Source organism: Terrabacter sp. BE26 (assembly GCF_041941675.1).
Taxonomy (GTDB): Bacteria; Actinomycetota; Actinomycetes; order Actinomycetales; family Dermatophilaceae; genus Terrabacter.
On the sequence record NZ_CP090122.1, the window covers coordinates 3,095,251 to 3,107,654 of the forward strand.

Genomic DNA, 12,404 nt, shown 5'->3' on the forward strand with positions numbered 1-12,404 from the left:
TGAAGATCATAGCTTCATATCAGTGAAGTGCAGCCATTCTCTTCAGGCGGCGTTGCCTGCCCACTCAGTCGTCGAGGATCGGGCGCCCCTCGGCGTCCGTCGCGGCGTTGGTGACCGTGTCGGTCGAGCCGCTGATGTCGAGGTGCTCGCGCTGCTCGCCGGTGATCCACGCATACGTCGCGCCGGCGATGAGGCCGCCGATGACCGGGGCGACCCAGAACACCCAGAGCTGGCCGACCGCGCCGTTGCCGTTGAAGAAGGCGACGGCGGTCGAGCGTGCGGGGTTGATGGAGGCGTTGCTGATCGGGATGGCGACGAGGTGGGCCAGCAGCAGGGCGAACCCGATGGCCAGCGGCGCGAACCCCTTGGGGGCGTCGGCCTTGGTGGCGCCGAGGATGACGTAGACGAAGAACGCCGTGAGGAGCGCCTCGACGACCAGCACCGCGCCGAGGCCGAACCCGCCGGGGGAGTGGATGCCGTAGCCGTTGGCGGCGAGGTTGCCGATGACCGGCTTGTCGGTGGAGGCCAGCAGGCCGTCCAGCGCGGCGCCGGCGAGGAGGCCGCCGACGAGCTGGGCAGCAAGGTAGAGCGGCACCTCTCGCCACTCGAAGCGCTTGGCGACCGCGACGCCGATGGTCACGGCGGGGTTGAAGTGCGCGCCGGAGACGTGCCCCACGCCGTAGGCCATGGTCGTGACGGCCAGTCCGAACGCGAAGGCGACGCCCAGGTGACCGATGCCGAGCTGGACGGCCTGCCCGTCGATGCCCTTGGCCAAGAACTTGGCGTTGAAGATGGCAGCGCCGCAACCGATGAAAACCAGCCAGAAGGTCCCGAGCGCCTCGACTGCGAGCCGTGAGCTCATCTTGGGCGTGTACATCGGACTCCTCGATGGGCGTAGGGCCCTGGTTCGGACGGAGCCCGGGTCCGGCTCACTCTAGTGGCGGCGACATCCAGCCGCTTGGCTCTCGGCCATTCCACCCAGGTAGGGGCCAAGACCCATGAGCCGTCAACGTGTGTAGTCGCCCTGGAGACGCTCAATGTCGGCCTCGTCGACCCCGTGCGGAGGCCTTCACCACGGTCTCAATGGCGCTTCAGCAGACGTTTCTTGAGACGCTGTGGCCGCAAAAGCGGCAACTGTCCTGATTTACCGCTACGATCGGGCTTGCCATCTCTGGCCACTCAAACTTAGGGGAACTCTTCAATGCGCGCTACCAAGGCATCTCTTGCCGTCATCGGCCTGTCGGCAGTCCTCGCCGGTGGCGTCATCGGGGGGGCCACGGCCGCCAACGCCGCCAACGGCAACGGTCACGCCTACGGCCACTGCAAGGGCGGCTACCCGCCGAAGGACTGCAAGGTCAAGCACGACAAGGACCACGGTCACCGTGGCGAGAAGTTCGAGTTCGAGGCCGACGGCTACAAGCCCGGCGAGAACGCCGACGGCGACGTGCATTCGGCTCCGATCCACGTCGGCACGTATGTCGCCAACGCCGCGGGCGTCGTCACCGGCTCCTTTACGGTGCCTTCGACCCTCTCCAATGGCACTCACACCTTTGTCCTGACTGGCCGCAGCTCGGGCGTCGTCAAGACATTCTCGTTCACGGTCACGGGTGCCCCGGCCGGCGGCGGCAATGGAAACGACAACGGTGGCAACGCGGGCGGCGCTAACAGTGGCTCCACCGGCTCCGGCTCGACCGGCAGCGGCCTTGCGATGACGGGCACGAACGTGGCCGCGGTCGTCGGTGGCGGTGCGGCGCTCATGCTCGCCGGTGGCGCCCTCATGGTTGCCTCGCGTCGTCGCAAGCACGTCAACCCCGCCATCTGATCTGTGAGGCACGGTCGGCCGCGCCGCCCCTGGCGCGCGGCCCTGGTGACCGTTGCCGCGCTCTTGCTGGTGGGTGGCCTCGCTCTGGCCTACACCGCCTATCAGGTCAACCGCCACCTGCGCGATGCGCAGGTGGCGGTTTCCTTGCTCCGGGCCGACCTGGTCTCGCCGAGTGCGCCGGCCGCCCGGATCGCTGCGCATCTGGCCACGGTGCAGCGGGAGTCGGCCGCGGCCCGCTCCCTCACTGACGGCCCCATCTGGGGAGCGCCGGCTTGGCTACCGGGCGTGGGTCGGCCGTTCGTCACCGTGCGCGGCGCGGCTGACGCGGTCGACGACCTCGCGACCGAGGTGCTGCCCGACCTGCGCACTGTCCAGAGGAGCGTGGTCGGCGGCAAGCTCTCGACCGGCCACGGCAGCATCGACCTGAAGCCGCTAGTGGCCGCGCAGCAACCGCTGACGCAGGCCACGGCGGCGACCGACCGCATCCTGGGCAGCGTGCGCGTCCTGCCCGAGACCTCTGTGGGCCCGGTCGACTCCGCGCGGACGACCCTGCTCTCCCAGGTCGCCGACCTGTCGCAGCAGCTGCACACGACCCGCGATGCGGTCGACCTGCTGCCGGCCATGCTCGGGGCTCACGGCCCCCGGCGCTACATCCTGGCCTTCGAGAACAATGCCGAGGCCCGTGGACTCGGTGGGCTGCCCGGCGCCTACGCCATACTCCGAGCCGACGGCGGCAAAGTCAGCTTCGAACGCTTCGGCAACGACGGGGACTTCGACGGCGTGACAGTGCCGACCAAAGGGCTGGACGCCGACTTCCTCGACCACTACCAGGGCTCGGCCGTCGACAGGGTCTTCGTCAACTCGACCGTGAGCCCGCATTTCCCGTATGCCGCCCAGCTGATGCTTCGCTTCTGGCAGGCCAAGACGGGTGAGCGGCTCGACGGCGCCATCGCCACGGACCCCTCAGCCCTCGCGATGCTCCTCAAGGTCACGGGGCCGACGCGGCTCGCTGACGGCACGCAGGTCTCCGCTGCCAACGTGGTGGCACTAACCGAGCGGGACGCCTACGCCCGCTTCGCCGACCCGGCGGTCCGCAAGCTCTTCCTGGGTGAGGTGGCCAAGGCGGTGGCGCAGACCGTGCTGGCGCACGGGCCCGCCCACCCAGCAGACCTAGGGAAGGCGCTCGGTCACGCGATCGGCGAGCGTCGCCTGGTGGTCTACAGCTCATCAGCGCCGGAGCAACGTCTGCTCGCCCGCTACCCGGTGGCGGGCCTGCTCGACGACACCGACGGCCTCTTCTCGGGAGTGGTCATCAACAACGGTGGCGGCAACAAGCTGGACTACTACCTCAAGCGCGAGGTGACCTACACCGCCGCCTGTTCCGGGCAGCGCCCCGCGGCCACTGTCACCATCAAGCTGACCAACACGGCCCCCGCGACTGGGTTGAGCCAGTATGCCGCGGGAAGCGCCGACCCGAACCAGAGCGGACAGCCCCTGGGCACGAGCCGGCTGCTGGTGGGCTACTACGCCACCAAGGGTGCGCACTTCTCCCGCCCCACCCTCGACGGCAAGCCCACGTTCTTGACGGCAGACACCGAGCACGGGCGGCCGGTGTTCACGGCAACGATAGACATACCTGCTGGCGCCACGCGCACGCTCGTGCTGCACGTTGAGGAGCCGGTCGCGGCCGGCAGTGGACCGGTGACGACGTGGGTCCAGCCCCTGGTGATGCCCCAGGTCACCCATGTCAAGGCTGCCGCATGCGCTGGCCGTCAGCCCTGACATGACCAAAGGGCGCTCAGCGGGTGTAGTCGTCCTGGAGTCGCTCGATGTCGGTCTCGTCGAAGTGGCCGAAGCCGACCTCGAGGAGGCGGCCGGGTCGGTCACCGGAGTTGCCCATGCGGTGGATGGCGTTGCGTGGCACCCACACGGTCTCGCCGGGCTGGGCCGACCAGGTGCGGTCGTCGACCGTGACGTCGATCGGCACGTCGAGCACCTGCCACATCTCACCGCGGTGGTCGTGGCGCTGCAGGGACAGTCGGTGCCCCGGCTGGACCGTGATGATCTTGACCGTCACCTGCTCGTTGGAGACGAACTGCTGGAACTGTCCCCAGGGCCGCTCGGCGACGAAGATGTCGGTCGTCGGGTTGCGGTCGCCCAAGTCGTACTCGATCGGTGAATGCGATGGCGCGTCGTTGGAGACGGCGAAGAAGTCCATGAGATCCCTGTCGTGAGTGGAGCAAGCCGAGCCAGCCCGCGGGCACGTGGGCGGCTTTGCTCGGGTATGGCTAGAATAGGGCCTGTTGTCACGGGGGCACGCCAGCTTCACAGTGCTCTCCCAGACAACGTGAATCGGGGTGGCCTCGCGGCCTGAAGAACAGGGGTGGACGTGGATCGGTCGACTGGGGCGGCACCAATCGGGAGAGATGTACTCTCCGCTCAATGGGCGCTAGAAGCGAGTGCGCTTCCGGTGGCGACGGCGAAGCGCGTTTCGCCTCAACCCGTCCGCCGTCGGGCTCTGCGGCCGACATACCGGCCCGAGCTGTGGACCCCCAGGTCGAGCTGGTGGTCGCGCTATCGGCGCATGGTTCACACATCCGATGCCTTGGTCATCGTGGTGGCAGTAGCCTTCGCACAGCTGGTCAGCTTCACGTCCGCCCGCTCGGACGTCGCGGGGAAGGTCAATCCTCCGTACGTCGTCGTCTCCGTCGTGCTCGCCGGCTTTTGGCTTGCCTGCCTTGTCGGCCTGCGCACCTGCGACCGCAGAATCGTCGGCAGCGGCAACATGGAGTACCAGCGTGTCGTCACCGTCTCGTGGCGGCTGTTCACCGCGGTGGGCCTCGCCTCCTTCCTGCTCCAGATGCGCACCGGCCGCCTTTACTTAGCGATCGTCTTCGTCTTCGGCACCCTGTTACTGATCGGCAACAGGTGGGCGTGGCGCAAGTGGCTGCATCGACGCCGCGCACTTGGAATGTGCATGTCGCGCGTCCTGGTCGTGGGCACGCCCCTTAAGGCCGCCAAGCTGGCCAGTGAGTTCTCCAGGAGCCCCTTGGAGGGATACAGCGTCGTCGGCATCTGCATTCCGTCAGGCGCTACGCACGACGGGCAGACCGGCGCCGGTATCCCAGTTCTGGGTGACTTCAGCGATATTGCAGAGGTCGCGCGCCGCCAAGGTGTCGACCTCGTGGCGGTTTCGGGCGCGGACGCGATCACGGCCGACGCGGTCCAGCACCTCGGGTGGGACCTCGAGGGATCGGGTGTCGACCTGTCTGTGACGATCTCCTTGGTCGACGTAGCTGGCCCGCGGTTCCTGCTACACCCTGCAGCCAAGCTGCCGATGGTCTTCGTCGACGAGCCCGAGTTCTCCGGCATCAAGTACTGGCTCAAGTCGGTCACTGACTGGGTGGCTGCCGCGGCCCTGGTGGCCCTCCTCTCTCCGGTGATTCTTGCGGTCGCCGGACTCGTGAAACTCACGAGTCCGGGACCGGTCATCTACAAGCAGGCTCGTGTGGGCAGGAACGGCAGGACCTTCCACGTCTTCAAGTTCCGATCGATGTATCAAGACGCAGACGCCCGCCTCGACGAGGTCTTTGGCGGCGAGGTGTCGCTCTTCTACAAGCGCGCGGACGACCCTCGAATCACGCCTGTGGGTCGCACCTTGCGTCGGTACTCCCTGGACGAGCTGCCCCAACTATTCAACGTGCTGCGCGGCGAGATGTCCTTAGTTGGACCGCGGCCCCAGATCGACCGTGAAGTGGCGCAGTATGACCGTCGTGCACACCGACGTCTACTCGTCAAGCCCGGTATGACGGGTCTCTGGCAGGTGTCCGGTCGGTCGAGCCTCAGCATCGAAGACAGCGTGCGCCTGGACGTGTTCTACGTCGAGAACTGGACTCTCTTCGGGGATCTTCTGATTCTCCTGCGGACACTCAAGGCCGTCGTGGGTGCCGATGGAGCCGTCTGAAAGCATGTGGATTACCCGCGAGCGAAAAACTGACCCGCTGAAGGTTCAAATCGTCTCTACGTACTACGCCCCGGAAACCACAGGGAATGCACCCTACGTCACTTCCCTTGCCCGGGGCCTGGCCCAGCGAGGTCACGAGGTCTCCGTGCTGGCCGGGGCGCCCCACTATCCTGGGTGGGAAATCCTGCCGCGGAGTGAGTGGCGTGAGGAAGAGATTGTCGATCGCGTGCACGTGCGGCGCATCGCCTCGTTCGTGCCGAAGCGTCCGAACTTCGCATCGCGGCTCCTCTATGAGGCTGGATATGGAGCCAAATTCGCGAGCCGGGCACGCAGCGACGCTGATGTGACGATTCTCGTCAGTCCAAACCTTTTCGCCAGCGCCGTGGTGCGGGCTAAAATGGCCACATCTCGGCGTCGTCGACCCCCCACGCTCCTGTGGATTCAGGACCTGTACAGCCAGGGCGTGGGTGAAACCCCAGGGACCGCCGCCCGCCTCATGGGCGGTGCCATGCGCGCGATCGAGGGCGGCCTCGCGCGACGGTGCAGCAAGGTGGTGGTGATCCACGACCGATTCCGTCGAGTGTTGGTAGAGCGACTGAACGTCGAGCCGCGGCAGGTGGCCACAGTCCGAAACTGGACGCATGTTCCCACTGCGGGGGTTGTCGACGTCCCGGAGGTCCGTGACAAGTGGGGTTGGGTCTCGCCTGACGAGGTGGTCGTCCTTCACGCCGGCAACATGGGTGCGAAGCAGGGCTTGGAGAACGTCATCAGGGCAGCGCGCTATGCAGAAGCGAACGGCCTGCCTGTTCGGTTCGTCCTCATGGGGGATGGCAACCAACGCGCACAGCTGACCGCGAGCGCAGCAGGCTGTGCTCGCGTTCAGTTCATCGCGCCACTACCCGAGCGGGAGTTCCTCGAGGCACTTCGAGCCGCGGACGTCCTCTTGGTCAATGAGCGGCCGACTCTCAACGAGGCGGCCGTCCCCAGCAAACTGACGACATACTTCACCACTGGACGACCGGTGCTTGCGGCAACGGCCGAGGACAGCACCACGGCGGACGAAATCAGGGCCAGTCACGCTGGCGCCATTGTTCCGCCGGATGACCCGAAGGCCTTGGCCGATACCGCCTTGGCCTTGAGCCAAGCTTGGAGTGAGGCCGACGCCGCGGCTGGACCGGCGTTCGTCCACCGGCATCTGTCGTCAGAATCTGCGCTCAGCGCATTCGACGACTTGCTGCGAGAGATTGCAGCTAATGATTCGGCCACCTCAGTAGCATCCCTTGGAAGGAAGACATGACACGCAAGGCCCTGATCACCGGAATCACCGGGCAGGACGGTTCCTACCTAGCAGAGCTGCTGCTGGCCAAGGGATACGAGGTGCATGGCCTGATCAGGCGTTCCTCGACCTTCAACACCAGCAGGATCGACCATCTTTATGTCGACCCGCACGAGCCGAGCGCCACGCTCTTCCTTCACTACGGAGACCTTGACGATGGCGCTCGAATGGTCTCGCTCCTGCACGACATAGGTCCCGACGAGGTGTACAACCTGGCCGCCCAGTCGCACGTGCGTGTTAGCTTCGACGAGCCGGTCCACACGACGGACACCGACGCGATGGGGGCGATTCGCCTTCTGGAGGCGGTGCGCAGTAGCGGGATCCACTGTCGATACTACCAGGCCTCCACCTCGGAGATGTTTGGAGCCACCCCTCCGCCGCAGGGTGAGGACACGCCGTTCTACCCCCGCTCGCCTTACGGTGCGGCAAAGGTGTACGCCTACTGGGCTACGCGCAACTACCGCGAGGCCTACGGCATGTATGCGGTGAACGGCATCCTGTTTAACCACGAGTCGCCGCGTCGAGGCGAAACGTTCGTGACCCGCAAGATCACGCGTGCTGTGGCCCGAATCAAAGCTGGCCTTGAGGACTCGCTCTACCTCGGCAACCTTGACGCGGTGCGCGACTGGGGTTACGCGCCCGAGTACGTCGAGGGCATGTGGAGGATGCTTCAGGCCGACGAGCCGGAAGATTTTGTTTTAGCAACCGGAGTGGGCTACACCGTGCAGCAATTTGTTGAGGCCGCATTCACCCACGCCGAATTGAACTGGCACGACCATGTAAAGTTCGACCCTCGCTACCTACGGCCGACTGAGGTGGATGCACTAATCGGTGATGCCACGAAGGCGGAAGTGAAGCTGGGCTGGAAGGCCGCTGTTCACGGTGACGATCTTGTGCGCATTATGGTCGACGCCGACATTCAGTCACTCAGGCACGAGGGCAGCCACTGGATCGACCGCCCCGAACTGCCGGCTTGGGTCGCGGAGGGGGATTCACACTAAGTGTCCACACCGCCAGATCAGCGATTCATGGAGAAATTCGATTTGTGTCTGAGGTAGTCCGAGGTCGTTCCTCCACGTCGCAGTCCGACACCTCCCCGTGAGAAAGGTACCCGGGTGCCCACTGTTTGCAGCTGTTTCGAAGATATCCACGGCACTCACAATGCAAACCCATCACAGTGCCGGCAATAAAATTCCGCATCATGGTCACAATCTGCGCAGGTGAATTGTGACCAGGACTAGTGCAGACGACGAGTTAGGAATCGGTAAGGCGTTTGTCTCTCGACTCGCGGGCTTCACGTTGGGACCGCTCGTTTCACTAGTCTCACCTTTAGTCCTGATGCCGGTGGTGGCTCGTGTCGCGGGTCCCTCCGGATGGGCCAGCCTTGGCGCAGCAACCGCGATCGGCTCCCTTCTGGCGACCTTCACGCTCTTCGGATGGCCGTCGGCAGGCCCTGCGCGCTTTGCGGAGTTGTCGTCGACCGCGGATAGGCGTGATCTGTACCGACGAAGTGTCCGCTCACGCATGCTTCTCTTGGTCCTAGGCTCCCCCCTGGCGGTTGCAGTCGCCATTGCTCTATCGAAATCGGAGTGGCGTCTCACATCCATCCTGATGACTTTGGCGTCGGCAGCAGTAGGGCTCTCTCCGAGCTGGTACTGCGTCGCACTCGGTAAGCCGTCCATGTTGTTTCGCTTCGATGTATTACCCCGTCTGCTGGCCACCTTACTTTCGTTTGTTTTAGTGGCGTTCTTGCGTCAGGTGTGGATATATCCAGTGCTTTCGATTGTCAGCACAGCGATGGGTCTAGTTCTTCTAGACAGGCAGCAGTTCCATGGCGAGCGATCAATGACGCACCGTGGCGCTCTTGCCTCGACCCTGCGGCTCCAGTGGCCCGTCGCATCGGCCTCAATGGTGTCGTCGTTTTATGTGGCCACACCTGTGCCACTCGCCGTCATGGTTGCTTCCACCCACGATGCGGCCTCGTTTTCGTCGGGAATGCGCATTTACGCATACGCATCCTTCGCTATTCTTTCACTCTCAAACTCCCTTCAGAGCTGGGTGTTGTCGACCAAAGCGTCGCTGCGCGCTCATCGCGCCATGGTAGCTCTGCGACTTCACGCGCTTCTTGCTCTCCTAGGATTTCTGGCCATCGCATTGTTCGGTCCGCTCGCTAGTCGCATACTGTTTGGGGAGGCAGTTCAGGCGGACGAGCTCACTTGCCTCGGTTTAGGTCTTGCCTTCGCGTGCGTCGCGTTGTCGACCCCGCTGTTGCGTAACGTCCTTATCCCCGGCAACCGGGCGCGCATAGGTCTAATGGGTAACGCTGTTGGTGCCGTCGTGGGGGTACCGACTATGTTGGCACTCGGACAATTCCTGAATGTAGGTGGGATCGCGATTGGGCTCTTTGCTAGCGAGATTGCGGTGGCTGTCATCGTTGCTCTCGGATCTCGAAGGATATTGACCTACTGGCGCAACGAGTCACCCGGGAATGCAAGCTAAGTGGCTTCCTCAGTCGTTCGGGCGATATGCTTGTACCCGTTCCCGTCCCCCGAGCCAACCCCATATCGTCCGTGGCTGCTCTTCCACCGCGAAGGCAACTAGGCAGAATGGGACTTTCACTAGTTAAACGATTCCATGCAGACGGCCGGTGTCGTTTATCGGCGTCGTCCCGTCCGGACAAACGCCGAGCCCGAAGGTGCGGAAGCAATGACCCTAAGCATAGTGATCCCGGCCCACAATTCAGCTCATCTCATCACAAGGTGTCTGCAGAGCATTTCAGAGCAAGGCCTCGAGGACCTCGAGGTCGTGGTTGTGGATGATGGGAGCACAGACGCCACAGCGGACGTTGTTGCACTCTTTAGTGCGAGCCTTGACGTCGTTTGTCTGCGCCAGGAGAAAAGTGGCGTATCGGTTGCTCGTAACCGAGGCTTTAAGCACTCGCGTGGGGAATGGGTCATGTTCGTCGATGCCGACGACTTCTTACCGGCGGGCTCACTAGGACCTTTCTATCGCTTCGCCATCGAATTCGACGCGGATATCTCCGTCGGGGACTTCGTAATGAAACGGACCGCCGGGGACGATAACGTAGTCGCGAACATCAACGCAGACCGAGTCTTGCTCGACGGGATGGACCGGCATATCCTCCAAAGGATGTGCCTCGCCAGCATAGGCTTTGGCGGAGCCAAGAATGTCGGCCTTCTGGGCGCGCCCTGGGCGAAGATTTATAAGCGTGAATTTCTTCTCAAGGGGTTCCCTGACGGGAACCTGTTCCGCCCCGGAATTGCTAGAAGCCAAGACGTCCTGTTCAATGTGGAAGCGTTCGGGAGCGTTCAGTCAGTGGCGTACTATCAATCGCCAGTTTACGTATACGTGCTAGATCCCTCGTCCTACTCACACCGTCCGAATGATTCCTTTATAAGCAACATTGAGCTGCTCGTGAAGGCCCTCAGTTCATACATAGATCAGATGGGCGGTGATCACCTTCTCCCGGCGCTGCATCGGATGTGTGTCACACTGTTCGATGAGGGAGTGTTGAGATATGGCATGCAAGCCAGTCCAGGCCGAATCAGAGAATTTGCCAAAGTTCCCGAATTTGCCGCCGGCATCAAACATTCGCGCATGCGAGACTATTCTTGGGCCGGGCGGCTCAAGCTAGCCACGCTGAAGTTGCGGCTCTACCGGGTTTACGCACTGCTGTTGACGCTGCGCGAGCAGAGGTCGGCCTAGCGCCACCTCATGTGAGGCAGAGAGGGGCAGACGACGGCGACTTCGGGGCGTTGTCCCGGGCCCCCGCTCAGTTACCGGTCTCCATCTAAGCCGAGCCTCGGCCGTGGCCGTATGCCTTCGAGCGGCCAAGGGTGGCGTTGTGCTGGGACCGTGTCAAGGATGCAAATTCGCGACGTCAAGGCGCTGAGCTGATCAGCTCGCCTGAAGAGGTCGGAGCCCTATTCCGGTACAAGTTCCCAAAGCACGTTCCCCGGTGACGTACCTAGACCCGAAGATGCTCGTCGTACGGCCGCTAGATAAGCGGAAGCCTTCGCGGCGGCGCGGATACACGGTCGGTACGCTAGCGCCTAGCCGCGTGATCTTTTCTCTAGGAGGTCCGCGCCATCTCGGTTCCTGAGCGCTGGCGGGTCCCGCCGCCATGCAGCCGGCGTTTGACCCGTTGCATCGGCTCCTCCACTAGGTACCATGATGCTGTTCCAGCGACGATGGATAGCCCGATACTGAGCAGAGAATACCCACTGGTTCCCTCTTGAAAGCCGCCTCGGAGCCAGCAGACGATAGGGAAGTTCCAAAGATAGACGGCGTAAGAGATCCGTCCGAGCATCCGAAGCGGCTTAAGCCAAGTGGGCACCGACGAATATGGCGCCGAACCTATAACCAGGACTGCCGCAGAGAACGCGATCAGTGGGCCTACGACCAAATAGGTTAGGGGTTTATCTTTGGCGTCCGGCAGCCAGCAGGCAGAGACCAACCCCATGCCCGCCAGCACCAGTGCCCAAGGGCGCACGACTGTACGGAGTTTCTCGATATACATTCGGCCCGCCGCGCCTACCAGGAGCGCCGGAGCCCAAGATGTCGGCAACGTGTACACGGTAGCAGTAGTTGAGGAGACGGTGAGAGCGAGTGCAGTAACCAGCAAAGTTCCAACGATAGCCGTTGCTACGACTGCACCGACACGTGAACGTCGGATGCCGAATATCAGCAAAGTCGGCCAGACCAGGTAGAACTGCTCCTCCACCGCTAGCGTCCATAGATGGCCTAGGCCGGGACCGGTGTGAATGCCAGGAACGTCAGCCAGGTAAAGCAGGCCTACTGCGACGCTGACAAACGGCGCTCTGTCATGGAGTCTTCCCGTAAACAGTTCAACCACGAGATACACGAGTAACAGAACCGCCACGGCGGGAATCAGGCGATAGAATCGATTTCGATAGAAGCGCACAAATGAGAGCTGGCCGCTCCGCGCTACTTCGCCCTGGATGATATCGGTAATCAAGAATCCAGAGAGACCGAAAAACATCGTTACCCCGGCGACGCCTGCACCCGGAAACTCGGCCGGCCACGCGTGGCGCAGCATGACCAAGCCGACGGCAAGGCCACGGAGCACGTCCCAGGAGTCGATCCGGCCTGGTCTCGAGGGTGGTTCGTTTGCGGAGTCACTAGGAGGAGGCACGGATCGTTAGCCTACATCGCGCACCCCCGCTCATTCCCCTTGCGCACAAGCTCCGACGTAAGCCGGCAGCCAATCAATCCAGCTGGACTTCAGCAGGAACTGCGGC

At 63.4% G+C, this 12,404-nt stretch carries 10 protein-coding genes; 7 read left to right on the top strand and 3 right to left on the bottom strand.

Annotated features, from left to right (window positions below; genetic code table 11):
* Positions 1 to 64 precede the first annotated feature (64 nt).
* Positions 65 to 877, bottom strand: a complete 813-nt coding sequence (gene aqpZ / locus LQK93_RS14225) for an aquaporin Z (RefSeq protein ID WP_374968432.1) — start codon at positions 875 to 877, stop codon at positions 65 to 67.
* A 324-nt stretch (positions 878 to 1,201) separates the two neighbouring features.
* On the opposite strand from aqpZ, the gene LQK93_RS14230 reads away from it, so the two are divergent.
* Both LQK93_RS14230 and LQK93_RS14235 read left to right on the top strand, forming a co-directional pair.
* On the top strand, positions 1,202 to 1,822 hold the full coding sequence (locus LQK93_RS14230; protein ID WP_374968433.1) for a hypothetical protein: 621 nt from the start codon (positions 1,202 to 1,204) through the stop codon (positions 1,820 to 1,822).
* Positions 1,823 to 1,891: 69 nt separating this feature from the next.
* Positions 1,892 to 3,604, top strand: a complete 1,713-nt coding sequence (locus tag LQK93_RS14235; protein WP_374968434.1) for a DUF4012 domain-containing protein — start codon at positions 1,892 to 1,894, stop codon at positions 3,602 to 3,604.
* A 16-nt stretch (positions 3,605 to 3,620) separates the two neighbouring features.
* Here the strand turns inward: LQK93_RS14235 and LQK93_RS14240 are convergent, their stop codons facing one another.
* Positions 3,621 to 4,040 carry a phosphomannose isomerase type II C-terminal cupin domain gene (locus tag LQK93_RS14240; RefSeq protein ID WP_374968435.1) on the bottom strand — a complete coding sequence of 140 codons (420 nt, stop codon included), beginning with the start codon at positions 4,038 to 4,040 and terminating at the stop codon, positions 3,621 to 3,623.
* A gap of 366 nt (positions 4,041 to 4,406) precedes the next feature.
* Here LQK93_RS14240 and LQK93_RS14245 point away from each other — a divergent pair, with 366 nt between their 5' ends.
* The 5 genes from LQK93_RS14245 to LQK93_RS14265 all read left to right on the top strand — a co-directional run bounded on the left by LQK93_RS14245 (position 4,407) and on the right by LQK93_RS14265 (position 10,848).
* Positions 4,407 to 5,786, top strand: a complete 1,380-nt coding sequence (locus LQK93_RS14245) for a sugar transferase (RefSeq protein WP_374968436.1) — start codon at positions 4,407 to 4,409, stop codon at positions 5,784 to 5,786.
* Positions 5,773 to 7,083 carry a glycosyltransferase family 4 protein gene (locus tag LQK93_RS14250; protein WP_374971515.1) on the top strand — a complete coding sequence of 437 codons (1,311 nt, stop codon included), beginning with the start codon at positions 5,773 to 5,775 and terminating at the stop codon, positions 7,081 to 7,083. Before LQK93_RS14245 ends, LQK93_RS14250 begins: the two co-directional genes overlap by 14 nt.
* A complete protein-coding gene (gene gmd / locus LQK93_RS14255; protein WP_374968437.1) occupies positions 7,080 to 8,123 on the top strand; it encodes a GDP-mannose 4,6-dehydratase in 1,044 nt (347 codons plus the stop codon). Before LQK93_RS14250 ends, gmd begins: the two co-directional genes overlap by 4 nt.
* A gap of 226 nt (positions 8,124 to 8,349) precedes the next feature.
* Complete coding sequence (locus tag LQK93_RS14260) at positions 8,350 to 9,621, top strand: lipopolysaccharide biosynthesis protein (RefSeq protein WP_374968438.1); 1,272 nt, start codon at positions 8,350 to 8,352, stop codon at positions 9,619 to 9,621.
* 207 nt (positions 9,622 to 9,828) lie between these two features.
* Entirely contained in the window at positions 9,829 to 10,848 is a 1,020-nt protein-coding gene (locus LQK93_RS14265; protein WP_374968439.1) for a glycosyltransferase family 2 protein, read from the top strand.
* A gap of 367 nt (positions 10,849 to 11,215) precedes the next feature.
* On the opposite strand, the gene LQK93_RS14270 is transcribed toward LQK93_RS14265, so the two are convergent.
* Positions 11,216 to 12,298 (bottom strand): acyltransferase family protein, encoded by a 1,083-nt coding sequence (locus LQK93_RS14270; protein WP_374968440.1) that lies wholly within the window; start codon positions 12,296 to 12,298, stop codon positions 11,216 to 11,218.
* Positions 12,299 to 12,404: the final 106 nt, after the last annotated feature.